This window comes from Streptomyces sp. NBC_00322 (genome assembly GCF_036147535.1).
Classification (GTDB): Bacteria; Actinomycetota; Actinomycetes; order Streptomycetales; family Streptomycetaceae; genus Streptomyces.
The window spans coordinates 3,453,089-3,478,493 of record NZ_CP108019.1; the positions used below are offsets into that span (position 1 = coordinate 3,453,089).

The window sequence follows — 25,405 nt, forward strand, 5'->3', positions numbered from 1 at the left end:
CGGTTCAGTCCTCCTCCAGCGGCGAACTGGCCTTGCCGGTCACCGTGCCGAACGAGTAGTCGGTCAGGCCGGGTATGAGGACGGGCACCTTCACACCGACGCTCGCCCGCATCGAGTTGTGCCCGAGGTCCGCGCTGCAGTCGGCGCTGAAGTCGTAGTCCGGATCGGCCACTCCCCGGCGTGCGCCCTCCTGGCACCGCGCGTCCTGTTCCGGCCGCAAGTAGTTCACGGCCGCGTCGTGTGCGGCCCGGTCGGCGCCGTTGCCCGCCAGGGTGTAGGCGTAGCCGAAGAGCACGGCCTGCCAGAGCAGTACACACGTGAGGAGAATGATCGGCAGCATGCCGACGAACTCGACCGCGATCTGGCCCCTGTCGCGTTCGCCGTCCGGACGGCCCCGATCGGTCCATCTGTGTCTCATCCCCCTGCCCCCCACTTCCCGTCCTTCGATGCTTCGCCACGTGTACGGCGTCCGAAGGCGATTGACCCCCGGTCGTTCGCGGTGCGTCCGCCCTTGCTCCTGGTCCTGCCCTCGTTCTCCGCCGTCGTCACCAGGCCGAGCTCTCCGGCCAGGCCCCACAGCGCCTGCTTGACGGTGCTCTTGGCCTCCAGGTCCTGCATGCGCCCGGCATCGACAGCGCCCTGGAGCTCCTTGAAGTTCGACGGGACGGCGATCCGCGCCACCCGGGTGCCGGTGATCCGCTCGATCAGCGGCGGCTGGATTTCCGTATTGCGCATGTGGCGGTTGACCACGGTGACCGTCTCCTCGGCCTTGCGGATCTGCAGCCGGTCCCAGAGCCGGACCATGCGTTTGGCCCCGCGCACCGCGACCACGTCCGGGGTGGTCACCAGAACTGCCTTTTCCGCCATCTCGATGGCGGTGGCGTTGGCGCTGCTCATCTGCGAACCACAGTCGACGACCACGACCTGATAGCGCTGGCGCAGAGCGCTGACGACCTGCCGCGCCACCCGGTCGGTGACCTCCTCACCGCGCTCTCCCTCACCCGGGGCGAGCAGCAGACCGAGGCCGCTTTCATGATGGAAGACCACGTCCTGGAGGACCCGCGGCGAGATGTCCTGGATACCCGCGAGATCCACGATCGAGCGTCGGAACTGCACGTCCAGATACGAGGCGATGTCGCCCGCCTGCAGATCCATGTCCACCAGCGCCGTGTGCCGGCCGGATGCCTGTGCGGCCAGGGCCAGTTGGACCGCGGTCAGCGTGGTGCCCACGCCGCCTTTGCCGCCCGCGACGGCCACGACCGTGCCGCCGGGACCGGAGAAGACCTCGGCGCCCTGGCCGAGGTGGCGGCGCACTCCGACGGACCAGCCGGCCGCCGCCTGGACCCGGGTGACCAGCTCCTCGTAACTCAGCGGCAGTCCGATCAGACCCCGCGCACCCGAGTCCATGGCGGCCGAGAACAGCCCGGGGCTGGCGTCGGAGGTGATGAGCACGACGCCGACCGCCGGGAAACGCAGGGCCACTTCCCGGATGACCTCGAGCGCCGGTACCGGTCCGATCCGCTCGTGGACCAGGACGACTTCCGGCAGCTCGTCGATCGACTCTCCGGCCAGCCGCGCCAGGGTGTCGAGGAGCGTGGTCGAGTCGCCCACCGGGCTGGCCGGCTCCGCGTCGGGGAGCTGGCTCAGCAGGGTGGTGATGGACCGTGCTGCGTCGGCGTCGCCGACTGCCGGGATGATTCGCGTGGTCATGCAGCCCTCACTTGTTCTTGTCTTCGTCGAGGGTGTAGGTGCTGTCCCCCGGGCGCAGTGTGGTGGGGCTGGAGTTGCCGAGGAGGGCCAGCCGGACGTGCTCGGCGAAGGACTCCGCGTAGGCGAGGCGCTGGGCGTCCGTGGTGTTGAGGGCGAAGGTGATGGGCACGGCCTGGGTGAGTCCGCTGCCCCGGTCGTTCTTGTCCGGCTGCAGTGCGGTGATCCGGCCGACGTCGATGACCTTGGCGTTGGGCACGATGATGCGCGACTGGTCCGTCTCGCCCTCTTTCTTGCCGGCGAAGGTGGCGAAGATATTGACCAGAGAGCCAGGTGTGATCTTTCCTGCCACACCCGTGGCCGCGTCGATCATGATGGCGATCTCCTGCTCACCATTGCCGACCGCGGGCTTCTTCACCATCATGTCGTCCTGCAGCAGCGAGCCCTTCTTGAGCTGCGTGACGGCGATCTTGCCCTTGACCACGGACAGATCGGTGACGGCATTCTGCGACAGCCAGCGCTTGGGCATCGAAATCTTCTCGAACTGCCCAGGATCCAGGGCCGTGTAGGGCGCCACATCGGTCTTGATCCGGTACGCCGCGACCTCGGGCCCCACCTTTGAATTCACGTCACTGATGACGGACAGGACACCGGCGAACACACCGAAGGCGCAGAGAACCGACAGGAGCAGAAGTATGACGCCACGGCGCTGACGTGAATTCATGGGCGGGACAACCTCGTTCAGGAGCGTTGAGGAGCGGACAGAGTCGGAACTGTGCACGTACCTGAGCTGCTGCGGCTGGGCCGGTGAGGTGGAACCTCCGGGGAGCGGCCCGAAGGCCGGTTACGAACCCTGACGCATCGGGGCCCCTTGGTTCAGGACACCGGTCGTGTGCGTTTGGTTCTCGGGCGGGGCGAGCGGTGCGGAGCAGAAGCCGCAGCGATCACCGATGAGTTCTCTTCCGCACCAGGTGCACACCTCTCGCCGTACGGACGAAACCAGCTGGTAGAGCACGGAGATATCAGGCAGATAGGCAGCGAATTCGACCAGTCTGGACGTGCCCCACCAGCGGGGGGAATCAGCAGGAAGCGCGGTTACCTGCAGGCCCTGCACCTGCCAGGCGGGAGCGAGTGCCGAGCTCACCCACTCGCTCTGCAACTGTCCTTTCGCGACCAGCAGTTGCGTGCCGAACTCGGGGCCGGACAGCTCACCGGAGCCAATTTTGATCAGTTGAGGATTCGGGTTCGCCAGCACACCGAACTGGGAACCGGGGACCCAGGACTTGGCGTGGGACTTCAGGCTCACCGGAACGCGGTCCAGCCTGGTCACGGAGTTCAGCAGCGCCCCCGCATAGATGTAATGGGAGAGCAGCCGGGCGGCGGAGGCCACCACACCCGCGCTGAAGTCGCAGATCGACAACTGCCGTAACTGGCGCACGAGTACAGCCACACCCAGCGGTGGCAGATCCAGCTTCAGACAGGCGATCCGGTCGCTCTCCAGGACCGACCGCACCGTGTGCAGTCGGCGCTCGTGGGCCGAGGGGATGGTCGAGGGGTACAACACGATCACAGAGCCGTGCTGCTCCAGCAGGACGCTCATGTCGGCGAGCGCGGCGTCCAGGGGCTGGGCATCGGGCGAGTGGAGCAGTGCCGCGGTGGGCGTCTGGTGGTCGGTGGGCGGCAGCACCAGATCGGCGCTGGTGACAGCTATCGCGGTGGGCACGCTGGTTCCCCGTTCAGCCCCGGACGCCGGGGCCCCGGCGACCGCAGATACCTACTGCTCCGTGCTTCTGCCCCAGCACTTTATCCACGTCCTACGAGGCAGAGAACACCTTTGAGATCTCTGGGCCACAACGCGCACACGCTCCGCACAGGCGAAAACGGGCGAAGGCGTCAGAGGTTCACTCTCGTTTCAGGGGAGTGAATTCGCCAGGGCCCTGGTCCGTTTTGGGTCCGCGTTGGGTCTCCGGGCCCAAGCCAGCCCGGTGCCCCCCTTCGTACGCTCCACTTCCGATTCCTTGTACGAGAGGCACGGCCACCGAGGGGGACGGCGGATGAGCCGGACGAGAGGACGCCGGGCGCGGAACCCTGCGCGCGACAGGGGCACCACAGCCGTTGAGTACATCGGAATGCTGGTTGTCCTCATCGCCGTCATCGCCGCGGTGACGACGCTGGACGTGGGCCGGATGATCGGCGACAAGATCATCTGCGTGATCTCCGGCGGCCCGTGCGGCACCGGGGAGAACCCCCGCGCCACCCCCAAAACCGACGCCGACTACGAACCCCCTCTCTGCCAGATCTCCTCCATCACCGACAAGGCCGGCGCCAAGGCCAAAGTCCTCTTCATCGAATGGGGCGAGGAGTACGGCTTCCAGCAGCAGACGTTCAAGGCCAACTCCGACGTCAACGGCGACGGCGCCGTCGACGACCGTGACCAGCGGGTCATGATGACCTTCACCGATGCCGCGTCCGTCGCCGCCAAGAAGGACTGGAAGCCCGGGGCCAAGGTCGGCAGGTTCGGCTCCGACAAGGTCGAGCTCGGGGCCGGGATCAAGGTCACCAACGGGGACACCTGGGTCTTCGACAGTGAGGCGGATGCCGCGGCCTTCCGGGACGATCTGGAGTCGCTCAAGACGTACGAGCTCGCCAACCGGCACGCCAACTCCCAGGGCGGCGGGCTCGGCAGCGGCATCCTCTACCTCTTCGGCAAGGGGCCCCTCGCCGAGGAGGAGAAGCTGCGCAAGCGCATCGAGGAGAAGCTCGGCAACCGCCACATCAGTTACGGCAAGGTCGCCCTCGAAACCTCCGCCGCGGGCGGGCTGAAGATTTCCGCCGGGGACGAGAAGAAGCTCGGCGCCACCCTCGGAGGCTCGTTCAAGTTCACACCCGAGGCGACGTGGACCGACAACGACTTCAACGGCACCAAGTCGTACACGTACAGCGCGTCGATCGAGTACGGGACCAAGGTCGGGTACGAGGCCGGGCCGCTCAGCGGGGAGGCGTCCGCGTCGACCACGCAGACCGGGACCATCACCGTCACCCATGACAAGGAGACCGGCAAGCTGGTGCGTATCGACATGACCCGCACCGTCGAGAAGGGTTCGACCAAGGACGGGGTCAAGGTCGGGGGCGACAACGGCAAGTCGGGTAAGGACAAGCGCGGCGGCAACGCCGGGGAGAAAGGCGGCGACGCGGACACCGGGATCGAGATCGTGAGCAACTCGCTCGCCTTCCCGCCGGGCGCCGAGGGCGATGCCGGGCGGAAGATCGCGCAGGACTGGCTGGACGGGAGCGGGCAGTGCGGCGCGCCCTTCGCCTATATGTTCAACGACCATGCTCCTACCCGGCGGCCGGGTGCCGACGACCCCTTCGGGCAGTTGCTCTTCGACGAGGGGCAGTCCAGCAGGACGACCTACACCGGAAAGACGGAGGCGGCGGAGTACGGCTTCGAGCTGAATCTGGGGCTGAGCCTCGGTTTCTCGGTCTCCACCGAGAAGAAGGAGGAGACCCTCAATGCCGCCGAGTTCCTGGGCGCACCCCATGGGAATGGCCGCAACTATGTGCCGTACAGCTACTGCGCGAACTGACCGGCCGAGGGGCGAGGGAGGACACACGGTGAAGAGGAAGACCAGGGGCCGAACACCCCCTAGGGAGTGTCTTCAAAGTAGCGTCGTCCGCCCGAAGGGCGGGCCTGACGGCGTCTGGTGCGTGCGATCGCAAGGCGGAGGAAAGAGCCCACGCGGAGCGTCGGCGACTGACGACAACGCAGCGAGCGTGCGTGCCAGACGTCGCCAGGTGGGGGTACCTCCCAGGCGAAGCTCTGGGGGAGGGACTTTGAAGACACTCCCTAGGGCGGGCGCCTGGCTGACAGCGGCCGTCCTGCTGGCCGCCGGATGCGGTACGGACACGGTCGGCCAGGCGCCCGAAGGGTGGGGCACCCTGCGCACGCCCGCCGTCACCGTCGCCCATCCGCCCGCCTTCGTACCGCAGAGCGACGCACAGCGGAGCAAGCACAACGCGGCGGCGGCCACCCTCGCCGCGGGCGGCAAGGCCGTCGGCATGATCACCGTTCAGCTGGACTTCACCGAGGCCGACTCCGCCGAGGAGGCCGCGATCGCCGCAGAGGCGGGCATCGCGCTCGGTTCGAAGCTCCAGGGGCAGCGGGAGATCCGGGTCAGGGGGCCGAAGGGCGAGGAGGAGGCGCGCCGGGTCGACTTCGAGTTCACGCAGCAGGGGACGCGGATCAGGGGTGTGATCGTGGCCGGTCTGGACGCGCGGGACACGGCGTACGCCGTACGGATCGACGCGGCCGAAGGGCGGCTCGCGGACGGCGATCTGAAGCGGATCATCGACTCGATCACGGTCATGAAGCGATGACGCGGTACGGCTACCAGGGGGCGCACCCCGAGCGGCGGGGTGCGGCGCTGCTCGCGCTCGTACGGGCCTGGGCGGCCGGTGTCGTCGTCCTCCTCTTCAGCGAGTATCTGCAGGCCGCGCTCGTCTACGACCTCCTGGCGACGGGGCCGCGCATGGAGGGTTTCGGCGGCCGGCTGCTGCTGATCCATCTGCCGAACGCGGTGTGCGTCGCGCTGGCCGCCTGGGCTGCGGCGCGGATCCACCGCGAGCCGTTCCGGGAGTCGGTGCCCGGGCATCTGACGGCGGCGTTCGCGGTGCCGGTCGTGGCGCAGGCGCTCAACATGGCTGTGCAGTGGCGGGAGTTGGCGGCGGAGGGGGTGCTGCTGTCCAACGCGGTACTGGTGGTGGGGTGCGTTGCGGGGTACACCGCGGACCGGCTGCAGGACGAGACCTGAGCGCGTGGCCGTGCGGCACGGGTGTGTGTATACGAATCGCTGCCACAGGTCTTGACAACCCGATTGGTCTGGACCAGTTTGTACGCCCAGCGGTGGCCACCGTTCCGTAACCCCCTCCACACCCCCAACTCCCCCACCGGAGGCAGCAAGTGGACCGCACCTCACGCTCTCGGAGACGCCCCTCCCGAAGATGGCTCGGCTCAGTGCTCGCACTCGCTGTCGGGACCGGCCTCACCCTCATGGGCATCACGGGGACCGCGCAGGCCGCCGACGTCAATGTCGCCAAGAACGCAGGCTTCGAGTCCGGGCTCGCCAACTGGACCTGTTCCGCGGGCAGCGGGAGCAATGTCGCCTCGCCCGTCCACGGCGGCGCCTCCGCGCTCAAGGGGACTCCCGCCGGGCAGGACAACGCCAAGTGCACCCAGACCGTGGCGGTGAAGCCCAGCTCGACGTACACGCTCAGCGCGTGGGTGCAGGGCGGGTACACCTACCTCGGCGCGAGCGGGACCGGCGCCACGGACGTCTCCACCTGGACGCCGGACTCGTCCGGCTGGAAGCAGCTGTCCACCACCTTCACGACCGGCGCGAGCACCACCTCCGTGACGGTCTACACGCACGGCTGGTACGGGCAGGCCCCCTACTACGCCGATGATGTGAGCGTCTTCGGCCCGGACGGCGGCGGTGGCGGCGACCCCTCGCCGACCGTGCCGGCCACCCCGGCCGGACTCGCGGTGGGCTCCGTGACCTCGTCCTCCGTGGCACTGTCCTGGAACGCGGTGACGGGCACGACGGGTTACAACCTCTACCAGAACGGCACCAAGGTGCAGTCGGTCAGCGGCGCCTCGGCGACCGCGACGGGGCTGAGTGCCTCCACCTCGTACCAGTTCCAGGTGACCGCGACCAACGCGGCCGGTGAGTCCGCGAAGTCCGCAGCGGTGACCGGCACCACCTCCGCATCGGGCGGCGGCGGGGGCGGCACGGTGCCCAAGCACGCGGTGACCGGCTACTGGCAGAACTTCAACAACGGCGCCACCGTCCAGAAGATCAGCGACGTGCCCGCCAACTACGACATCATCGCGGTCTCCTTCGCCGACGCGACCGGCACACCCGGTGGTGTCACCTTCAACCTCGACTCGGCCGGGCTCGGCGGCTACACCGTCGACCAGTTCAAGGCCGACATCAAGGCCAAGCAGGCGGCCGGCAAGTCCGTGATCATCTCGATCGGCGGCCAGAACGGCACCGTCAGCATCAATGACTCCGCCTCGGCGGCGAACTTCGCCAACTCCGTCTACTCGATGATGCAGACGTACGGCTTCGACGGCGTCGACATCGACCTGGAGAACGGCCTCAACTCCACCTATATGACCCAGGCGCTCAGGTCACTCTCCTCGAAGGCGGGCTCCAAGCTCGTCATCACGATGGCGCCGCAGACCATCGACATGCAGTCGACGTCGAACGAGTACTTCAAGACGGCGCTCAACATCAAGGACATCCTGACCGTCGTCAACATGCAGTACTACAACAGCGGTTCGATGCTCGGCTGCGACGGCAAGGTCTACTCGCAGGGCTCGGTCGACTTCCTCACCGCGCTCGCCTGCATCCAGCTGGAGGGCGGCCTCACCCCGGCCCAGGTGGGACTCGGTCTGCCCGCTTCGACCAGCGGCGCGGGCAGCGGCTACGTGTCGCCGACGATCGTGAACAACGCGCTGGACTGCCTCGCCCGGGGCACCAACTGCGGATCGTTCAAGCCGTCGAAGACCTATCCGTCGCTGCGCGGTGCGATGACCTGGTCCACCAACTGGGACGCGAAGTCCGGCAACGCCTGGTCGAACGCGGTCGGCCCGCACGTGCACGGCCTCCCGTAGCTCTCAGCCCCACACCCTGAGACAGCAGCGCCGCCGCTCCCCCGGTGGCGCTGTTGTACGTTGCGTCCGTGAACGCGACGGGGGACGTACCGGGTATCAGCCGCCGCACCGTGCTGCGCGGCTCGCTGGGAGTGCTGGGGCTGGCGGGCGCGGCCGGCCTCGCGGGCGCGTGCACCGCCGAGGAGGAGGACGGTCCGAAGAAGCGGGACGCGGCCTGGACCTTCGACGGCAGCGTCTACGGCGAACTCACGGTCGACGGCGGCACGGTCTATGTCCCCACCGTCGGACCCGATCTGCTGTACGCCCTGGACGCCAGGACCGGCGACACCCGCTGGAGCGCGAAGGGCGGCACCTCGACCGGGACCGAACCCGACATGGTCGCGGTCTTGGACGGCACGGTCTTCCGGGTCAGTCAGGACGGGCTCGTCCACGCCTACCGCGCGTCCGACGGCAAGCGGCTGTGGCGAGCCGGGCCGCTGGCGGAGGAGGGCGAGCCCGACCGGCCGTTCGTGCTCGGCAGTGTGCTGTGCGTACAGCTGCGCGCGCGGAGCGACGAGGACGGCCGGGTGCTGGAGCCGGGAGTGCTGTGCGGCATCGACACGGCAAGCGGCCGGGTCCTGTGGCGCACGGACATGTCCTGGCTCTTCACACCCGACCCGAAGCGCGGCGTTCTCTTCCGGAGCACGCCGGACGGCGTGGCGGCCTGCGATCCCGCGACAGGCCGAGAACGCTGGCGCCTGCCGGGCGCCAGGGGCGCCGAGGCCCCGGCCTTCGCGCTGGGGCCCGACACCGTCCATCTTGTCTCGGGCCCCAAGGGAAACACCCACCTGTACGCCTACGACGCGGCGGGCGGCGCCCCGCGCTGGGACGTCCCCGCCCTGGACGGCACGATCACCGCGGCCCCGGACGGCAGGGCCCTCTACCTCCACGACGGCCGCGGCCGGCTGCACGCGCACAGCGCCGCCGACGGCCGCCGGACCTGGACGGCGACGACCGCCCCGTACGCGCGGGACGAGGTCGTTCCGTACGGCGGCACGATCCTGCTCTCGTCCGGCGACAGCTACCACGGCGAGGACGGCAGGCAGCTGGGGGACGACCGCCCCGGCTATGTCCTCGCCCACTCCGCCCGGACGGGCAAGGCACTGTGGCGCCAGGACCGCGAACAGCCGTCGTGGACACTTCCGGTCCCGTCCGGGCGCCTCGCCCTCGTCGGCCATGACACCGCCTGGTGGGCGTACGACATCGCCACCGGTGAGCCGCGGTGGCGGCTCGCGTGCGACGGGGCGCTGGCGGACGACCCGGTGGTGCGGGACGGAATGCTGTACGGCCCGAACACCGAGGGCGTCCGGGCCGTACGCCTCTGACACCGGCCCGGCCTCAGAAGAACTCCGACCACGGCTGGTCGGCGATCTGCTTGATACACAGCACCAGGAAGAGCAGCCCGGCGACGACCAGCATGGCGTTGCTCAGGATGCCGTTTCGCCATTGACTGGGCGTGCGGCCGGAGTTGAGCAGCCAGACCAGGGTCAGCGCCAGGAACGGCATGAAGGCCGCGCCCAGCACTCCGTAGATGATCACGAGCCGGAACGGCTGGCCCTGGAAGAGCAGGATCATCGGCGGGAACGTCAGCCACAGCAGATACGCCCGGAACGGGACCGACCTCTCGCGCTTGCCCGCGGCCACGGCCTCGCCGCTGAGCTCGGTGTCCTCGGCGCCCACCGCCCTGTCCCTGCGGTAGCGCTCGACGAAGTCCGCGAACATCAGGCTGACGCCGTGCCAGACGCCGATCAGCGAGGTGAAGGACGTGGCGAAGAAGCCCACCAGGAAGAGCTTGGCGGTGGCGCCGCCGTACTCCGCCTCCAGGATGTCGCTGAGCTGGATGAGCCCCTTGTCGCCGCTCGCGATGGCGACGTCCGCCGAGTGCAGCATTTCAGCACCGACGAACAGCATCGCGACGACGAAGATGCCGGTGGTGAGGTACGCGACGCGGTTGTCGAGCCGCATCACCTTCATCCAGCCGGTGTTGGTCCAGCCCTTGGCGTTGACCCAGTAGCCGTACGCCGCAAGGGTGATGGTGCCGCCGACACCGCCGATCAGGCCGAGGGTGTTGAGGATCGAGTCCTTCTCATCGGGAAGGACGGGCAGGAGTCCCGCGAAGGCGTCGCCGAGGTTCGGGGTGACCCGGATCGCCAGATAGACGGTGACCACGAACATCACGCCGACGAGGACGGTCATGACCTTCTCGAACACGTCGTACTTGTTGAACCAGACGAAGACCAGACCGACCACGCCGGTCAGCATCGCCCACGACTTGAGGCCCATGACGTCGGGGAAGAGCGCCTGGAGCGGGAGGCCGCTGGACGACATCGCGGCAGCCCCGTAGACGAAGCCCCAGACGACGACGTAGACGACGAAGAACCAGGTGGTCCAGCGGCCCAGGCTCGCCCAGCCGTCGAAGAGCGTGCGGCCGGTGGACAGATGCCAGCGGCCGGCCGCCTCGGCGAGGGAGATTTTGACGACGCAGCCGATCACGGCGGCCCACAGGAGGGTGTAGCCGAAGTTGCTGCCCGCGATGAGCGTCGCGACGAGATCGCCCGCGCCGACTCCGGTGGCGGCGACCACGATTCCCGGGCCGATGTACTTCCAACTCGACTTGCGCGGACGGGAGATGGACTCGTCGGTCGTACTGCGCTCGGTGGTGCCTGCCATGTGCGTGGCCGCCTTCCCGCTCGTCCCAGGATTGTGACTGAGGTCACCAAAGCGGGGTGCGGGAGATCGCGCAAGAGGGTCTTTGCGCCTGCCGCGAGTGCAACGAGCGTCCCCCTGCTGCCCCGTGCCGCTACCGCGAACCCGCCGCGCGACTGTGCAAGATGAACGGTGCCCACGCGCCCTGGCCGAGCCCGCCACCTCACCCGTTTGGCCGAAGTTCACCCCTTGACCGGGTCATGCCAGAGCCCCACCATGTGCGCACACACCCGCACGACATGCGTCGCAACTGATCAACCCCCCACCTCCACACCCAGGAGACAGCATGCGACTTCGCATCCGCGGCAAAAGGGCCGCGGCCCTCGCCGCCTTGCTGGCAGTGGCACTTGCCGCGCCACTCACCGCGAACGGCACCGCCACCGCATCGGCGCCGCCCCCCGTCTCGACGGACGAGGACATCCGCCAGTACGAAATCGACATCCACGCCGACAAGGTCACCCGCACGGCGCTCGCCAGGACGGGCGTGACCATCGACGACTCCGACGGCCATGTGGTCATCGTCTCCGCCGACCCGACGGAGGCCGCGAAGCTCAAGTCCCTCGGCTACAAGCTGCGGGCCGTGGGCAAGGTCCCCGACCGCCGCGACGGGACGGCCGTCCGCCCGATGGACTTCCCCGGGGCCGACTCCAAGTACCACAACTACGCCGAGATGGGCACCGAGCTCGACCAGCGCATCGCGCAGTATCCGTCGATCATGAGCAAGCGCGTCATCGGCAAGTCGTACCAGGGCAGGGACATCGTCGCCATCAAGATCAGCGACAATGTGGGCACCGACGAAGCCGAGCCCGAAGTGCTCTTCACGCACCATCAGCACGCGCGCGAGCACCTCACCGTCGAGATGGCGCTGTATCTGGTGCGCGAACTCGGCGCGGGATACGGCAGCGACTCGCGGATCACCAACGCCGTCAACGGCCGCGAGATCTGGATCGTGCCCGACCTCAACCCGGACGGCGGCGAGTACGACATCGCCACCGGCTCGTACCGCAGCTGGCGCAAGAACCGCCAGCCCAACTCCGGTTCCTCGTACGTCGGTACGGACCTCAACCGCAACTGGGCCTACAAGTGGGGCTGCTGCGGCGGCTCCTCCGGCAGCAAGTCCTCCGACACCTACCGTGGCTCGGCCGCCGAGTCCGCGCCCGAGGTCAAGGTCGTCGCCGACTTCGTGCGCAGCCGGGTCGTCGGCGGCAAGCAGCAGATCAAGGCCGGCATCGACTTCCACACGTACAGCGAGCTGGTGCTCTGGCCGTACGGCTACACCTACAACGACACCGGGCCCGGGCTCACCCAGGACGACCGGGACGCGTACGCCGCCGTCGGCAAGAAGATGGCCGCGAGCAACGGCTACACGCCCGAGCAGTCCAGCGATCTGTACATCACCGACGGCACGATCGACGACTGGCTGTGGGGCAGCCAGAAGATCTTCAGCTACACGTTCGAGATGTATCCGTCCTCGGGCGGCGGCGGCTTCTACCCGCCCGACGAGGTGATCGAACGCGAGACGAGCCGCAACCGGGACGCGGTGCTCCAGCTGCTGGAGAACTCCGACTGCATGTACCGCTCGATCGGCAAGGAGCAGCAGTACTGCACGAGTTGATAGGCGACTGAGGGGCGCCCCGGGGAGTCCGGGGCGCCCTTTCGTGTCCGTACCGCCAGGCAGACGGGACTTTGAAGAGACGACCTAAAGCGCCAGACTGAGCGCGGCCGCGACCGCGAAGCCCGCGACCGACAGGACCGACTCCAGGACGGTCCAGGACTTCAGCGTGTCCCGCTCCGAGATCCCGAAGTATTTCGCCACGATCCAAAAGCCCCCGTCGTTGACGTGCGAGGCGAAGATCGAACCGGCCGAGATCGCCATGATGACCAGCGCCAGGAAGGCCTGCGAGTGGTGGCCGTTCTCGACGAGCGGCAGCACGATGCCTGCCGTGGTGACGATCGCGACCGTCGCCGAACCCTGCGCGACGCGCAGCACCAGCGAGATGAGATAGGCGAGCACGACGACGGGCAGGCCGATGTCGTTGAAGACGTCGGAGAGCGCCTGGGCGACGCCGCTGGCCTTCAGTACGGCTCCGAAGATGCCGCCCGCGCCGACGACGAGCAGGATGTTGCCGACGGGCTTGAGCGAGGAGGTCGACACGGTCTCCAGGGACTTGCGGGACCAGCCACGGCGCAGGCCCAGCAAGTAGTACGCCATCAGCAGCGCGATCGTCAGGGCGACGAAGGGGCTGCCGAAGAACTCGACGACCGAGCGCGCGGTGGAGGGATCCAGCGCGATGGACGAGAAGGTGGCGGCCAGGATCAGGACCAGCGGCGTACCGATGATGGTGAGCACCGTGCCGAGGGAGACCGGGCGCTCCTGCGGCGTGCGGCCCGCGGCCCTCTGCTCGGCGACGACGGCGGCCTTCGCGTCCTCCCCGGCCTCCACCATGTCCTGCGGAACCTCGACGAAGAGGCGGTTGCCGATCCAGGCGGCGTACCCCCAGGCGGCGAGGACCGCCGGGAGGCCGACGACTATGCCCATCAGGATGACCCAGCCGAGCGAGACATGGAGCAGACCGGCGGCGGCCACCGGGCCCGGGTGCGGCGGCAGGAAGGCGTGGGTCATCGACAGACCGGCCAGCAGGGGCATCGCGTACAACAGGATGGACCTGCCGGAGCGCTTGGCGGCCGCGTAGACGATCGGCGCGAGGACGAAGACGCCGACGTCGAAGAAGACGGGTATACCGAAGATCAGGCCGGTGAGGCCCATGGCGAGCGGGGCGCGCTTCTCGCCGAAGAGATGCAGCAGACGGGAGCTCAGCACCTCGGCGCCGCCGGACACTTCGAGTATCGCGCCGAGCATGGTGCCGAGACCGATGATGATCGCCACGTGTCCGAGGATGCCGCCCATGCCGGACTCGATGACCGAGACGGCGGCGGACTTCTGGACGGTGCCGAAGAGTTCGGTGACGGAGAGTCCCGCGGCGAGGCCGACGGCTATGGAGACGGCGAGCAGCGCGACGAACGGCTGCAGCCTGACCTTGATGATGAGGAAGAGGAGCAGCGCGATACCGAGGGCGGCGACGGTCAGCAGACCGGCGGTGCCGTCGATGAGGAGGAGGAGTCCTCCGGTGTGGGGCGGGGGCGGTGGGGGTGCGTCAGCGGCGATGAGCATGGGGAGTTCTCCTGTTTTTGGCAAGGGAGGACCGCGGGACGGCGCTTCGGGGAAGAGCGCCGCCCCCTGCAATGGGGGGTTGGACAAGATCAACCGAAGGTCAGCCGAGGACGGCCAGGGCGTCGATCTCGATGAGGAGGCCGGCAGGCAGGCCGACGTACACCGTCGTACGGGCGGAGGCGGGGGCCTTGAGGCCCTGCTCCTCGAAGTAGGCGTTGTAGATCTCGTTCATCTCGGCGAAGTGGGCCGTGTCCGTGAGGTAGACGCGCGTCATCATCACGTCGTCCCAGCTCGCGCCGCCCTCTTCGAGGACCGCCTTGACGTTGGCGAGGGTCTGGAGGGTCTGTTCACGCAGGGTCGGGCCCGCGGGGGTGGGGGCCTCCCCCTCGACGGCGGGCAGGAAGCCGACCTGCCCGGCGACCTGAAGGATGTTGCCCTTCTTGACGCCGTGGGAGAACTTCGCAGGCGGGGCGGTGTGGGTGGCGGGCGTGATCGCGATCTTCTCGCTCATGGAGCTTCCTTGGGTGGGACGGTTTTTGAGTCGGGCACAGCACCTGAGTACTCCCGGCTGATGGCGTCGGCGGTGCGGCGCACCAGCGGGAGAAGGGTGAGGAGTTCCTCGGCGGTGACGACGACATTCGGCGCCGAGACCGACATGGCGGCGACGACACGCCCGTCCGCACCTCGGATGGGGGCCCCGATGCAGTTGATGGACTCCTCGTGGCCGCCGAGGTCGGTGGCCCATCCCTGTTCGCGTACGACGGCGAGTTCCTTGAGGAACGCGGCGGCGTTCGGGATCGAACGGGATGTGTACATGGGGTAGTCGAGCTTCTGGGCGAGGGCACGGCGCTCGGGCTCGGGAAGGTCGGCGAGGAGCAGTTTCGCCACCGCGGCGACCGTGATCGCGACGGGCTTGCCGATCCGCGAGTACATCCGGACGGGATAGCGGCTCTCGACCTTGTCGATGTAGAGGACCTCGCTCTCCTCGTACACGGCGAGGTGGACGGTGTGCCCGATCTGCTCGTTGAGGGAGACGAGATGGGGGTGGGCGATCTCGCGTACGTCGAGGTTCTCGACGGCTTCCTGGGCGAGGGCGAAGAGGCGGGCGCCGAGGCGGTAGCGCTGGTCCTGCTGGCGGTAGACGAGTCCGTGCTCGTGGAGCGTACGCAGCAGCCGCAGGGCGGTGGACTTGTGCACGCCGAGGCGTTCGGCGACCTGTCCTAGGTCGGCGGGTCCCTGGGCGAGCAAGGGGAGGATGCTCAGCGCACGGTCGACGGTCTGGCTCATGGGATACGTACCTCCTGCGGGTCCTGCGGTCCCTGCTCCGCGGCCGCGGTCCAGCCGGGGCCGAGTCGCAGTCTCCCCCAGTCGTGCTCGTCGAGTGCGACAAGCCGGTCGGCATACGCCCGCGGGGGCGGGGTGGCGAGGTCCCCGGCGACGGTGAGGGTGGCGGCGGCCATGAGATGCCCGTGCCGCAGCCGGTCGTGAACGGGCAGCCCGCGGAGGGTGGCGGAGAGAAAACCGGCGGCGAAGGCGTCCCCGGCGCCGACATGAGCGACGACGTCGACGCGGGGCGCGGCCGATTCTTCAGCCCGTCCGGCGTTTGAGGACATGCCGCTGAAGGTCGCATACGGGGAGCTTGGGGGTCCCCCCGGACGGAGTCTGGGGGAGGGCGGGGTGGGGAAAGGTCCCGCGCAGCGGCCGTACGCCACCGCCCCCAGCGCCCCCCGCTTCACCACGACCACCTCCGGCTCCGGCAGCGCCTCCCGGATCGCGTCCGCACCCCGCACCCCCCACGCCGCTTCCGCCTCGTCCTCGCCGACGAAGACGATGTCCGCGCCCCGCGCCAGATCGAGCAGCACGCACGCACCGGCGTGCGCGTCCCACAGGCCGGGACGGTGGTTGACGTCGAACGAGACCAGCGGACGCCCCGCGCGCCGCGCCGTCAGGTCACGCATCAGCGCGAGGCAGTCCGCCGACAGCGCCGCCGTGATCCCGGACAGATGCAGGATCCGCCCCGCCCACACGTCCTCGTACCGCACGGTCGACGGCGACATCGCGGACGCCGCGGACCCCGCCCGGTAGTAGAGGACTTCGTGCCCGTGCGACGCGCGGTCGCCCGCCGTACGGAAGTAGACCCCCGTCGGCCGCAGCGGATCCCGCTGAACCGCCGACGTGTCGACGCCGTACGACGCCATCGCCGCCACCAGGTACTCGCCGAAGCCGTCCGCGCCCACCCGGCCGACCCACTTCGCGCTGTGGCCGGACGCCGCGAGACCGCACGCCACATTGGACTCGGCTCCGCCGATGCCCCGTACGAAGGACGGCACTTCGGCGAGGCGGCCCGGCGCCGTGGGCAGAAACGTGACCATGGACTCGCCGAGGCAGACGATGTCCACCGAGCCGGGTACCACCGAGCCGGGTTCCACGGGTCCGGGGGCCACGGGTCCGGGGGCCACAGGTCCGGGCACGTCGGGGGTCACGATCCCTCAAACTCCTCATGAGTTGGTCGCCGGGCAACACCATTGACCGGGCGTTGGCTCGGATGTTAGACAGCCGTAAGCGAGATGCGCAATGACCGTTGCATACACTGCAACACCGTCACCCAGGGAGGACCCATGGCAGGCGACACCACAGTCGGACGACTCGCCGACGAACCCGTCGACCACCGCTTCAAGGCACTCCCCCCGGACGCGGAGAGGGCCCACCTCACCGTCGGCGCACTCGCCGCCGAGCGCCGCAACCTCTTCACCGGCGGCTTCACCACCCCCGTCCTCGCCCTCTCCGCCGAGTCCGTCGAGCACAACCTCGCTCTCCTGGAGACCTACTCCGAGCGTCACGGCCTCGCCTTCGCCCCGCACGGCAAGACCTCCATGTCCCCCCAGCTCTTCGACCGCCAGCTCGCGTACGGCGCCTGGGGCATCACCGCCGCCGTCCCCCACCAGGCCCGCGTCTACCGCGCCTACGGCATCCAGCGAATCTTCCTCGCCAATGAGGTCGTCGACCCGGCCGCCCTGCGCTGGCTCGCGCACGAGCTGGACGCCGACCCCGGTTTCCGCTTCATCTGTTACGTCGACTCCGTACGCGGCGTGGAGCTGATGGACGAAGCACTCCAGGGCATCTCCCGCCCCCTGGACGTCGTCATCGAACTCGGCGCCGGCGAGGGCGCCCGCACCGGAGCCCGTACGGAAGCCGACTGCGCCGCCGTCGCCGATGCCGTGGCCGCCGCGCGGACCCTGCGTCTCGTCGGGGTCGCGGGATACGAGGGCGAGGTCCCCCAGGCCGACGACGACCGCGTACACGCCTGGCTGCGCCGTCTCACCGCCCTCGCCGCCGACTTCGACAAGGCCGGCCGCTTCGAGGGAGCCGACGAGATCGTGGTCAGCGCGGGCGGCAGCGCCTGGTTCGACGCGGTCGCCGACGTTTTCGCCCGGATCCCCGAACTCTCGTCCCCCGTACTGAAGTTGCTCCGCTCGGGCGCGTACGTCTCGCATGACGACGGCCACTACCGCCACCTCACCCCCTTCAACCGCATCCCCCAGGAGGGCGCCCTCCAGCCCGCCTTCCGCCTCTGGGCACAGGTCGTCTCCCGCCCGACACCCGAGCAGGCCTTCGTCAACGCGGGCAAGCGGGACGCCGCGTACGACCTCGACCTCCCCGAGGCCCAGGTCGTCCGCGACGCCCGCACCGGTGAGATCCGCCCGGCCGCCGGTATCACCGTGACCGGCCTGTCCGACCAGCACGGCTGGCTGCGCACCACCCCGGAGGCCGACCTGGAGGTCGGTGACTGGGTCGGCATGGGCCTGTCCCACCCGTGCACGAGCTTCGACAAGTGGCAGCTGATCCCGCTGGTCGAGGCCGACGGCACGGTCACCGACTACATCCGCACGTTCTTCTGAGAGGGCCCATGGACCTCGTCATCCGCGGCGTACGCGTCATCGACGGCTCAGGCGGACCCTCGTACCGCGCCGATGTCGGCCTGGACGGCGGCCGTATCTGTGCCATACGGCGCGACGGCGACCGGGCCCTGTCCGCCGCGCGCACCCTCGACGCGCACGGACTCGCCCTGTCCCCCGGCTTCATCGACATGCACGCGCACAGCGATCTCGCCCTGCTGCGCGACCCGGCGCACGAGGCGAAGGCCGCGCAGGGCGTCACCCTCGAAGTCCTCGGCCAGGACGGACTGTCGTACGCCCCCGTCGACGACGCGACGCTCACCGAGGTCCGCAAGGCCGTCACCGGCTGGAACGGCGACGGGCGCGACATCGACTTCGACTGGCGTACGGTCGGCGAGTATCTGGACCGCATGGACCGGGGCATCGCGGTCAACGCCGCGTATCTCGTCCCGCAGGGCACCGTCCGGATGTACGCGGTGGGCTGGGACGACCGCCCGGCGACCCCTGCCGAGCTGGCCCGTATGAAGCAGCTCGTCGCCGAGGGCCTCGAACAGGGCGCGGTCGGCATGTCCTCCGGCCTGACCTACACGCCCGGGATGTACGCGGACGGCGCCGAACTGACCGAGCTGTGCCGGGTGGTGGCGCGCTACGACGGCTACTACTGCCCGCACCACCGCTCCTACGGCGCCGGGGCGCTTCAGGCCTACGAGGAGATGGTCGATCTCACCCGCGAGGCCGGCTGCGCCCTCCATCTCGCGCACGCCACCATGAACTTCGGTGTGAACAAGGGCAAGGCACCCGGTCTGCTCGCCCTGCTCGACAAGGCCCTGGACGCCGGAGCCGACATCAGCCTCGACACCTACCCCTACACCCCCGGCTGCACCACGCTCGTCGCGATGCTGCCGAGCTGGGCGAGCGAGGGCGGCCCCGAGGCGGTCCTGGCCCGCCTCCAGGACGAGGAGAGCGCGGAGAGGATCCGTCACCACCTGGAGGAGATCGGCTCGGACGGCTGCCACGGTGTGCCCATCGAGTGGGACACCATCGAGATCTCCGGCGTGAGCGACCCGGCGCTCGCGAGCTGTGTCGGCAAGACCGTCCAGGAGTCCGCCGAGGCCCGCGGTGAGGCCCCCTGGGCGACCGCCCGCCGTCTCCTGATCGACGACCGTCTCGGCTCGACGATCCTCCAGCACGTCGGCCACGAGGAGAACGTCCGGCAGATCATGCGCCACCGCGTCCACACCGGCGGCAGCGACGGCATCCTGCAGGGCCACAAGCCGCACCCGCGGGCGTACGGCACCTTCCCGCAGTATCTCGGCCGGTACGCACGGGAGTTGGGCATCCTCTCCCTGGAGGAGACCGTCGCCCACCTCACCTCCCGCCCGGCCGCCCGGCTGCGCCTACCGGACCGTGGCCTGGTCCGCGAGGGCTACCGGGCCGACCTGGTGCTGTTCGACCCGGACACGGTCGCTGCGGGTTCGACCTTCGAAGCCCCTCGTACGCTGCCGGCCGGCATCCCGTATGTGCTGATCGACGGCAGGTTCGTGATCGAGGACGGTTCGCGCACGGACGTACTGGCGGGCAGGTCGGTGCGCAGGACACCCGCCTGAGCCTCAGCTGACGCCTTGCGGGCGGAACTGGATGCTGATGCGCGGTCCCACCGAGCGCGCCGTCTTCGGCACGGCATGCTCCCAGGTCCGCTGGCAGGACCCGCCCATCACGATCAGATCGCCGTGCCCGAGCGGCCTGCGCAGGGGGAGCCGGTCGCCGCTGCGCGGCCGGAGCACCAGATCGCGCGGGGCGCCGACGGACACAATGGCGACCATGGTGTCCTCGCGGGAGCCGCGCCCATGGGTGTCCCCGTGCCAGGCGACGCTGTCGCGGCCGTCGCGGTAGTAGCAGAGCCCGGCGGTGGTGAACGGTTCGCCGAGCTCCGGTCCGTAGTGCGCGGAGAGTGCGGCGCGGGCCTCGTCCAGCACGGGGTGCGGGAGCCGGTCGCCTTCGCGGTAGTGGGCGAGCAGCCGCGGCACGTCCACCACCTGCTCGTACATCTGCCGCCGCTCGGCCCGCCACGGCACCGAGGAGACCAGCTCCTCGAACAGGGCGTCCGCCCCGCCGAGCCAGCCGGGCAGCAGATCGATCCATGCCCCGTCACCGAGCAGGGTCCGCCGGACGTCCTTCAGCGGACCGAGACGTATCTCGTCGGTCTGGTCGAAGAGCGAACCCTGGAGATGTGCTGCCATACCTCCAGGGTAGCTCCCCATTCGAACATACGAACGGATTATGTCGGCGGACGTCGAGGACAGGGCCTACGGCTTGGGCAGCGCGCAGCCCGCCCGGCCCAGGTCGATCTTGTTGTCGAGCCCGACGCACGGGACTATCCCGTACGTCTCCTGGGCGTAGTTGATCCCCTCGCGCACCGTGACCTGGCCGTTCTCGTCGACCTCGCACGGGTTGTTGTCGGTGCAGCGCTGGCCGTCCTCGTTGCCGGTGTTGTTGACGGCGACGACCTTGCCGGTGGTGTTGTCGACGACCGGCGAGCCCGAGGTACCGCCGATCGTGTTGCAGCTGGAGGTGTAGCGGACCGAGTCCTTCCAGGTCCACTCACCCTCTTTGAGGCGGTAGGCGAAGCCGTCGATGTTGCAGCTGTAGATCCGCTTCCAGTAGCCGGAGACGACCTTGATGGCCGTGCCCTGCACCGGGTGCGCGGCGTTCAGTTCGAGCGCCTTGATGCCGTACCGGCTCTGTATCTGCTGGTAGGTGCTGGTGAGTTGGTACAGCGAGATGTCGGTGTCCGTCATCGTCGCGTACGCGATCTTGCTCGCCCGCAGCGTGCCGACTCTGCTGCCCGCGGAGTTGAGCAGCCCGAAGCTGCGGCTGGACGGCTGATCGACGATGACCTCGCCCGCGGCCGGGAAGCCGCTCTCTATGCAGTGCCCGTTGGAGAGCACCAGGGCGGGGTCGTCGGGCTCCGATGCCGGCATCCGCACCACCGATCCGGAGCAGTTGCTGAGCGCCACCGTCCCGGCGAAGTCGACCGCTTTGGCGGTGACATGGGCCGCGGGCCGGGCTGATGCGGCGGTCGTGCCGGCCGGCGCCGTGTCCGCGCCGGCGACCGCGATCGCGGGCGCCGCGCCCGCCCCGAGGAGTGCCAGGGCCAGGAACGTGCCGACGAGAGGCTTCTTCATGTGGGGGTCCCCTCTTGCGACTTCTGTGACCGAAGTGGGTCTTCGGTTTGTCATGTGCATTGTTGGGGGATCCGGGTCGGCCGACAAGGGACGGATTCCGGTCAGGTGCCGTCCATGGCGATGACTTTCACATTTCATCCGTTACCGACCATGCGTTACGGCGTTGAAATCGTGACGGCCGCAGGCCCTGCGGCCGAGCCCTCATCTCGCAAGGAGAACTGATGTCGCGTATCGCGAAGGCAGCCGCTGTTGTCGTCGGCACGGGTGCGATCCTGGCCGGCGGTGCCGGTATGGCCGCCGCTGACGCCGGAGCACTCGGCGCCGCCACCGACTCCCCCGGTATCGCCTCGGGCAACGCCGTCCAGGCGCCCGTCCACGTCCCGGTCAACGTGTGCAACAACACGGCGAGCGTCGTCGGACTGCTCAACCCGGCCTTCGGCGGCCTGTGCGCGATCGGCTGAACGCTGCCCCGAGCACTGCGGCCTCCCCCTTGTCGAAAGGGGGAGGCCGCGGTCGTACGTCGCCGCCCGACCGGTCCGGTCAGCGGCGCAGCCGGCTCACCGGCAGCAGGATGTGCGCCGCGCTGGTGAGGGTGTCCTCGTCACCGAGGAAGGCCTGAAGCATCTCCTCGGTGACGGGCTTGCCCGGTACCGCCTCGGGCCAGGGGCGGCTGGCCACCATGAAGTGCGCGTGGCCGCGCTGCTCGGCGGCGGTGAGCCACTCCTGCGGGGCGCGGCACTGGGCCGTCAGATAGGGCATGTTGAGGACGGCGTACCCGCCCTGGACGAGCAGCCGGATCGGGGAGTTGTTCGCCTGCGTGGCGTCGTGCACGCTCCCGCCCGGCGTGAGCCCGAGCTCGTCGATCACGGCGAGGAGGGCCGACTCACCCGCCTCGGCGCCTTCTTTGCCGTCGCCGAGGGAGTAGGCGATCAGATAGGGCATGTCGTGGCCCTCTTCGGGATCCCCGGTCCACGCGAGCACGGAAAGGGTGCCCAAATGGCCGCGCTGGACGGTGTTCTGGGAAGGGGAAGCAGTGGTCATGGCTCGGCACCCTAATGCCCTGCCGACCAGGGGAAGTAAGCCGTTCACCTGGATGGCGGATGCGGAGCCGCCAGGTGCTGCATCGTGCGGCGGGAGCGAAACTCACCGGTACGTGCGACGGGGTCGAAAGACCGTTCCTCCCGTCCCCCAATGCCCTACCCCGGCAGTGACTTCGCCCGCGGGCGCGCGTTGGCGGTCGTATGGCAAGGACCAACACCTCTGCCCGATGGCAGCGCGTCCAGACGCTCTCAGCCCCGAGCCCGGCGAGTCCGCCCGCCGGGACCAGCCCCATCTACGAACAGCTCGCCCGGGAATGGGCCGCGGCCGGCCGCACCCTGCCGGGCAGGCCCGACGTGGAGTGGACCCGCCTCTCCCGCTATCCATCGCAACCGGGGGGCGAAACCGACATTCTCCCCGCGCCCCCGCCGCCGCGCCGGGGCTGGCTCCACGAGCCGCACCCGGCTTCCAACAGCTTTGCCACACAGGGCGGTTCGGCCCAATAGCAGGTGATACGAGAATCTCCGCGCCCACGCGTTGGTGTGGCGTCGGGCAAGGCCCCCGGAGCCAGGGTTTCTCCTCCGGCCAGGACTCGTTACCCATGTCGACGACGGCGAGAAACGCCGTCGGAGAAAGGGATGCGAAGAGATGAAGTACTCGAGGGTTGCTGCGATCGTTGCCGGCTCCGTAGCGGCGATGGGGGCCGCGTCTCCCGCGATGGCCGCGACGACGCCGTCCATGCCTCCCATGAGCCTCAACGGTGGTCTTGCCCAGGCCCTCAGCCAGACGCCGCTGCTGGACGGAAACGGGTCCGTGGTGAGCGATGTCGCCGACACCGCAACCGATGTGAACAGTGTCAGGGGCGACGCCCCGCAGCAGGCCATGAAGACGGCCGGTGAGCTCACTCCCATGCTGGGCGGCGTCGAACTGGGCGGCTGAACCGCCCGTCTGTGGCTGTGTGTTCAGGAGGGGGTGCGACCGTCGGCGGCCGCACCCCCTCCCGCCGTTCTCACTGTTTCCCGGCTCGGAACCGCACAAGGGTGGCGCCACCGGTTCGCACCGATGGCGCCACCCTTGTGCGTGGAGCGAGGTCAGCCGTTCGCGCAGAGGTTGCCGAAGGCCGGGTTCAGCAGGCCGACCGCGTCGACCGTGTTCCCGCAGACGGTGGCAGGCACGTGCACCGGGACCTGGAACGCGTTGCCCGACAGCACGCCCGGCGAGTTCGAGGTGACACCCTCCGCACCGGCGTCGGCGAACGCGGCGCCGGCCGCGGAACCAGCGGCGAGACCTGCGGTGGCCAGGATCAGGGCGGCCTTCTTGGCAGTCTTCATGGGAAATAGCACCTTCTGTTCGATGTTCTGCCCAACATTAGGGCTCACTCAAATCGAAACGGATTACCCATAGAGATGACACGGCCGACACCACCGATGCCCCTGTTCGGCCCAATATCCCTACGAGCACGCAACATGGGGCCAATTGAGTGAACCGGAAGAACTAATTCTCAAAGGTGCTAGTTGTCCAGGGAGCTCCACTGGCGGGCATCCACGAGACTTAAGGACGGAACATGCTCAAGAAGGTTATGGCGACTGCGGCGGTCACCCTCTCCGTGGCGGCCGCGGGCGCGGCGATGGCTCCGCAGGCTATGGCCATCGGGAACGACACCGGCACGACGTCGGAAAGCGGCGCCAACGCCTCGCAGGTCTACGGCAACGCGGAGACCTGGGGGGACATGAGCCCGCAGATGGGTCTCGTCCAGGGCTCGCTCAACAAGCCCTGCGTCGGCCTGCCGGCCAAGGCCGACGTCGGCTCGCTCGTCGGCGTCGTCCCGGTCTCCGTGCAGGACATCCCGATCCTGTCGAGCCCGCAGACCCAGCAGTGCACCGAGAACGCGACCCAGGCCAAGGGCGACGAGTCCCTCTCCCACATCCTCGACGACATCTCGGCCCTGTCCGGCAACGGCTCCGCCGACAGCTGAAACCCGCCCCTCGGGGCGTGAGCCAGCAAGCAAGACCCCGGCACCTCTTGCAGGTTGCCGGGGTCTTCGCTGTCGGTACGGGTCTGTTGGTACGGGTCCTGCTCAGCCGGTCCAGAAGTCCCACCAGCGGGTCAGGACGAGCATCCCGATGATGCCGATCCAGAGCACCGGAGGCAGCCAGTGGAACTCCGGCAGTCCCTTGCGCAGCCCCTCCGGCACCTTGATGATCCGGTGCTCGATGTTGTGCAGCGTGACGTAGCAGAACATCACGATGGTGGCGACCCAGGCCAGCGAGCACCACAGGCACAGCGCGTTGATCTCGTACAGCGACTGGTACTGCAGCCAGGTGCAGAACCCCACCCCGAACAGACACCCGGCGTTGAGACCCAGCCAGTACCAGCGCCGGTAACGCGCCCCCGCCAGCAGCGCCACACCGATCGCGATCACCATCGAGTACGCCACAAGACCCAGCATCGGATTCGGGAACCCGAACGCCGACGCCTGCTCGCTCTTCATGATGTTCCCGCAGGACACCACCGGATTCAGACTGCACCCCGGCGTGAAACCCGGATCCTCCAGCAGCTTGAACTTGTCGATCGTGATCACCCACGACGCCAGCAGACCCGCCGCACCCGTGATCACCAGAAGCCACGAGAAAGCACGACTCCCGCCGATCGCGCCCCCGTGAGTCCTTCGACTTCTCCGCCGCCCGACGGACACCGGTCCGTCCTCTGTGATTGTCATGTAGTTTTCACCGCTTCGATTGCGTGCTGGACACCCTCATTGTGCCCCAATTCGGGATTGCTTCGATCGCAGAGAATTCATTCGGCAAACGGGTGAATACGGGTCTGGACGGCTCTCCCGAGGTGATGGAATGGCCGTGCAGACCGTGCATGGGATCTGCTCCGGTTGCAGGCCTCCAGCCGGCGGCGCATTGCGTCGTGGGGCAGTCGTGTCTCCTGTTGGCATGGCGCAGCCGGGTGCCCGCGACGATCTGCTCCCGTCGGCGGA

At 68.8% G+C, this 25,405-nt stretch carries 25 protein-coding genes; 11 read left to right on the plus strand and 14 right to left on the minus strand.

Translation table 11 applies throughout. The features are described 5' to 3' along the window. Positions 1-4 precede the first annotated feature (4 nt). From OG905_RS15430 to OG905_RS15445, 4 genes are all read right to left on the minus strand, one after another. The gene (locus OG905_RS15430) at positions 5-418 is read right to left on the minus strand and encodes a TadE family protein (RefSeq protein ID WP_328670026.1); all 414 of its coding nucleotides are present in this window, start codon (positions 416-418) and stop codon (positions 5-7) included. Then, entirely contained in the window at positions 415-1,710 is a 1,296-nt protein-coding gene (locus tag OG905_RS15435; RefSeq protein WP_328670027.1) for an AAA family ATPase, read from the minus strand. Before OG905_RS15435 ends, OG905_RS15430 begins: the two co-directional genes overlap by 4 nt. A gap of 7 nt (positions 1,711-1,717) precedes the next feature. Next, positions 1,718-2,431, minus strand: a complete 714-nt coding sequence (gene cpaB, locus OG905_RS15440) for a Flp pilus assembly protein CpaB (protein WP_324977847.1) — start codon at positions 2,429-2,431, stop codon at positions 1,718-1,720. Positions 2,432-2,551: 120 nt separating this feature from the next. Beyond that, a complete protein-coding gene (locus OG905_RS15445) occupies positions 2,552-3,430 on the minus strand; it encodes a hypothetical protein (protein WP_328670028.1) in 879 nt (292 codons plus the stop codon). A gap of 406 nt (positions 3,431-3,836) precedes the next feature. On the opposite strand from OG905_RS15445, the gene OG905_RS15450 reads away from it, so the two are divergent. The 5 genes from OG905_RS15450 (at position 3,837) to OG905_RS15470 (ending at position 9,747) form a co-directional block, all read left to right on the plus strand. Beyond that, positions 3,837-5,294 carry a hypothetical protein gene (locus tag OG905_RS15450; protein WP_328670029.1) on the plus strand — a complete coding sequence of 486 codons (1,458 nt, stop codon included), beginning with the start codon at positions 3,837-3,839 and terminating at the stop codon, positions 5,292-5,294. 247 nt (positions 5,295-5,541) lie between these two features. Continuing rightward, a complete protein-coding gene (locus OG905_RS15455; protein ID WP_328670030.1) occupies positions 5,542-6,084 on the plus strand; it encodes a hypothetical protein in 543 nt (180 codons plus the stop codon). Next, on the plus strand, positions 6,081-6,518 hold the full coding sequence (locus OG905_RS15460; protein WP_328670031.1) for a hypothetical protein: 438 nt from the start codon (positions 6,081-6,083) through the stop codon (positions 6,516-6,518). The genes OG905_RS15455 and OG905_RS15460 overlap by 4 nt, the downstream gene beginning before the upstream one ends. Before the next feature lie 239 nt (positions 6,519-6,757). Continuing rightward, complete coding sequence (locus tag OG905_RS15465; protein WP_328682363.1) at positions 6,758-8,383, plus strand: chitinase; 1,626 nt, start codon at positions 6,758-6,760, stop codon at positions 8,381-8,383. A 68-nt stretch (positions 8,384-8,451) separates the two neighbouring features. Beyond that, positions 8,452-9,747 carry a PQQ-like beta-propeller repeat protein gene (locus tag OG905_RS15470; protein ID WP_328670032.1) on the plus strand — a complete coding sequence of 432 codons (1,296 nt, stop codon included), beginning with the start codon at positions 8,452-8,454 and terminating at the stop codon, positions 9,745-9,747. A gap of 13 nt (positions 9,748-9,760) precedes the next feature. On the opposite strand, the gene OG905_RS15475 is transcribed toward OG905_RS15470, so the two are convergent. After that, the gene (locus OG905_RS15475; RefSeq protein ID WP_328670033.1) at positions 9,761-11,092 is read right to left on the minus strand and encodes an Nramp family divalent metal transporter; all 1,332 of its coding nucleotides are present in this window, start codon (positions 11,090-11,092) and stop codon (positions 9,761-9,763) included. 322 nt (positions 11,093-11,414) lie between these two features. On the opposite strand from OG905_RS15475, the gene OG905_RS15480 reads away from it, so the two are divergent. Next, positions 11,415-12,743 (plus strand): M14 family metallopeptidase, encoded by a 1,329-nt coding sequence (locus OG905_RS15480; protein ID WP_328670034.1) that lies wholly within the window; start codon positions 11,415-11,417, stop codon positions 12,741-12,743. Positions 12,744-12,827: 84 nt separating this feature from the next. On the opposite strand, the gene OG905_RS15485 is transcribed toward OG905_RS15480, so the two are convergent. The 4 genes from OG905_RS15485 to OG905_RS15500 all read right to left on the minus strand — a co-directional run bounded on the left by OG905_RS15485 (position 12,828) and on the right by OG905_RS15500 (position 16,672). After that, positions 12,828-14,300: a GntP family permease gene (locus OG905_RS15485; RefSeq protein WP_328670037.1), complete on the minus strand. Its 1,473-nt coding sequence runs from the start codon at positions 14,298-14,300 to the stop codon at positions 12,828-12,830. A 100-nt stretch (positions 14,301-14,400) separates the two neighbouring features. Then, on the minus strand, positions 14,401-14,811 hold the full coding sequence (locus OG905_RS15490; RefSeq protein WP_328670039.1) for a RidA family protein: 411 nt from the start codon (positions 14,809-14,811) through the stop codon (positions 14,401-14,403). Further along, entirely contained in the window at positions 14,808-15,587 is a 780-nt protein-coding gene (locus tag OG905_RS15495) for an IclR family transcriptional regulator (protein WP_328670041.1), read from the minus strand. Before OG905_RS15495 ends, OG905_RS15490 begins: the two co-directional genes overlap by 4 nt. Then, complete coding sequence (locus OG905_RS15500; protein ID WP_443044071.1) at positions 15,584-16,672, minus strand: sugar kinase; 1,089 nt, start codon at positions 16,670-16,672, stop codon at positions 15,584-15,586. Before OG905_RS15500 ends, OG905_RS15495 begins: the two co-directional genes overlap by 4 nt. Positions 16,673-16,918: 246 nt before the next feature. Between OG905_RS15500 and OG905_RS15505 the strand changes: the two genes are divergently transcribed. Both OG905_RS15505 and OG905_RS15510 read left to right on the plus strand, forming a co-directional pair. Further along, positions 16,919-18,199, plus strand: a complete 1,281-nt coding sequence (locus OG905_RS15505; RefSeq protein WP_328670043.1) for an amino acid deaminase — start codon at positions 16,919-16,921, stop codon at positions 18,197-18,199. A gap of 8 nt (positions 18,200-18,207) precedes the next feature. Further along, positions 18,208-19,803, plus strand: coding sequence for an N-acyl-D-amino-acid deacylase family protein (locus OG905_RS15510; protein ID WP_328670045.1), 1,596 nt, complete (start codon positions 18,208-18,210; stop codon positions 19,801-19,803). A gap of 3 nt (positions 19,804-19,806) precedes the next feature. Here the strand turns inward: OG905_RS15510 and OG905_RS15515 are convergent, their stop codons facing one another. Beyond that, the gene (locus OG905_RS15515; protein WP_328670047.1) at positions 19,807-20,436 is read right to left on the minus strand and encodes an alpha-ketoglutarate-dependent dioxygenase AlkB; all 630 of its coding nucleotides are present in this window, start codon (positions 20,434-20,436) and stop codon (positions 19,807-19,809) included. A 66-nt stretch (positions 20,437-20,502) separates the two neighbouring features. Continuing rightward, positions 20,503-21,381, minus strand: coding sequence for a S1 family peptidase (locus OG905_RS15520; RefSeq protein WP_328670049.1), 879 nt, complete (start codon positions 21,379-21,381; stop codon positions 20,503-20,505). Between the two features lie 221 nt (positions 21,382-21,602). Here OG905_RS15520 and OG905_RS15525 point away from each other — a divergent pair, with 221 nt between their 5' ends. Further along, positions 21,603-21,842 carry a chaplin gene (locus OG905_RS15525; protein ID WP_328670051.1) on the plus strand — a complete coding sequence of 80 codons (240 nt, stop codon included), beginning with the start codon at positions 21,603-21,605 and terminating at the stop codon, positions 21,840-21,842. Positions 21,843-21,921: 79 nt separating this feature from the next. On the opposite strand, the gene OG905_RS15530 is transcribed toward OG905_RS15525, so the two are convergent. After that, on the minus strand, positions 21,922-22,422 hold the full coding sequence (locus OG905_RS15530; protein ID WP_328670052.1) for a DUF5949 family protein: 501 nt from the start codon (positions 22,420-22,422) through the stop codon (positions 21,922-21,924). Positions 22,423-23,166: 744 nt separating this feature from the next. Here OG905_RS15530 and OG905_RS15535 point away from each other — a divergent pair. Continuing rightward, positions 23,167-23,358, plus strand: a complete 192-nt coding sequence (locus OG905_RS15535; RefSeq protein WP_328670053.1) for a hypothetical protein — start codon at positions 23,167-23,169, stop codon at positions 23,356-23,358. A 152-nt stretch (positions 23,359-23,510) separates the two neighbouring features. Here the strand turns inward: OG905_RS15535 and OG905_RS15540 are convergent, their stop codons facing one another. Continuing rightward, positions 23,511-23,750, minus strand: coding sequence for a chaplin (locus OG905_RS15540; RefSeq protein ID WP_328670055.1), 240 nt, complete (start codon positions 23,748-23,750; stop codon positions 23,511-23,513). A 233-nt stretch (positions 23,751-23,983) separates the two neighbouring features. On the opposite strand from OG905_RS15540, the gene OG905_RS15545 reads away from it, so the two are divergent. Continuing rightward, complete coding sequence (locus tag OG905_RS15545) at positions 23,984-24,394, plus strand: rodlin (protein WP_328670056.1); 411 nt, start codon at positions 23,984-23,986, stop codon at positions 24,392-24,394. A 102-nt stretch (positions 24,395-24,496) separates the two neighbouring features. Here OG905_RS15545 and OG905_RS15550 read toward each other — a convergent pair whose 3' ends face one another. Beyond that, the gene (locus OG905_RS15550; protein WP_328670057.1) at positions 24,497-25,138 is read right to left on the minus strand and encodes a vitamin K epoxide reductase family protein; all 642 of its coding nucleotides are present in this window, start codon (positions 25,136-25,138) and stop codon (positions 24,497-24,499) included. Positions 25,139-25,405 lie beyond the last annotated feature (267 nt).

Coding starts and splice junctions, on each gene's coding strand:
- OG905_RS15430 (WP_328670026.1), bottom strand. CDS start 418: ATGAGACACAGATGGACCGATCGGGGCCGTCCGGACGGCGAACGCGAC.
- OG905_RS15435 (WP_328670027.1), bottom strand. CDS start 1,710: ATGACCACGCGAATCATCCCGGCAGTCGGCGACGCCGACGCAGCACGG.
- cpaB (WP_324977847.1), bottom strand. CDS start 2,431: ATGAATTCACGTCAGCGCCGTGGCGTCATACTTCTGCTCCTGTCGGTT.
- OG905_RS15450 (WP_328670029.1), top strand. CDS start 3,837: ATGCTGGTTGTCCTCATCGCCGTCATCGCCGCGGTGACGACGCTGGAC.
- OG905_RS15460 (WP_328670031.1), top strand. CDS start 6,081: ATGACGCGGTACGGCTACCAGGGGGCGCACCCCGAGCGGCGGGGTGCG.
- OG905_RS15465 (WP_328682363.1), top strand. CDS start 6,758: ATGGGCATCACGGGGACCGCGCAGGCCGCCGACGTCAATGTCGCCAAG.
- OG905_RS15475 (WP_328670033.1), bottom strand. CDS start 11,092: ATGGCAGGCACCACCGAGCGCAGTACGACCGACGAGTCCATCTCCCGT.
- OG905_RS15480 (WP_328670034.1), top strand. CDS start 11,415: ATGCGACTTCGCATCCGCGGCAAAAGGGCCGCGGCCCTCGCCGCCTTG.
- OG905_RS15485 (WP_328670037.1), bottom strand. CDS start 14,300: ATGCTCATCGCCGCTGACGCACCCCCACCGCCCCCGCCCCACACCGGA.
- OG905_RS15490 (WP_328670039.1), bottom strand. CDS start 14,811: ATGAGCGAGAAGATCGCGATCACGCCCGCCACCCACACCGCCCCGCCT.
- OG905_RS15495 (WP_328670041.1), bottom strand. CDS start 15,587: ATGAGCCAGACCGTCGACCGTGCGCTGAGCATCCTCCCCTTGCTCGCC.
- OG905_RS15500 (WP_443044071.1), bottom strand. CDS start 16,672: ATGGTCACGTTTCTGCCCACGGCGCCGGGCCGCCTCGCCGAAGTGCCG.
- OG905_RS15505 (WP_328670043.1), top strand. CDS start 16,919: ATGGCAGGCGACACCACAGTCGGACGACTCGCCGACGAACCCGTCGAC.
- OG905_RS15510 (WP_328670045.1), top strand. CDS start 18,208: ATGGACCTCGTCATCCGCGGCGTACGCGTCATCGACGGCTCAGGCGGA.
- OG905_RS15515 (WP_328670047.1), bottom strand. CDS start 20,436: ATGGCAGCACATCTCCAGGGTTCGCTCTTCGACCAGACCGACGAGATA.
- OG905_RS15520 (WP_328670049.1), bottom strand. CDS start 21,381: ATGAAGAAGCCTCTCGTCGGCACGTTCCTGGCCCTGGCACTCCTCGGG.
- OG905_RS15525 (WP_328670051.1), top strand. CDS start 21,603: ATGTCGCGTATCGCGAAGGCAGCCGCTGTTGTCGTCGGCACGGGTGCG.
- OG905_RS15530 (WP_328670052.1), bottom strand. CDS start 22,422: ATGACCACTGCTTCCCCTTCCCAGAACACCGTCCAGCGCGGCCATTTG.
- OG905_RS15535 (WP_328670053.1), top strand. CDS start 23,167: ATGAGCCTCAACGGTGGTCTTGCCCAGGCCCTCAGCCAGACGCCGCTG.
- OG905_RS15540 (WP_328670055.1), bottom strand. CDS start 23,750: ATGAAGACTGCCAAGAAGGCCGCCCTGATCCTGGCCACCGCAGGTCTC.
- OG905_RS15545 (WP_328670056.1), top strand. CDS start 23,984: ATGCTCAAGAAGGTTATGGCGACTGCGGCGGTCACCCTCTCCGTGGCG.
- OG905_RS15550 (WP_328670057.1), bottom strand. CDS start 25,138: ATGACAATCACAGAGGACGGACCGGTGTCCGTCGGGCGGCGGAGAAGT.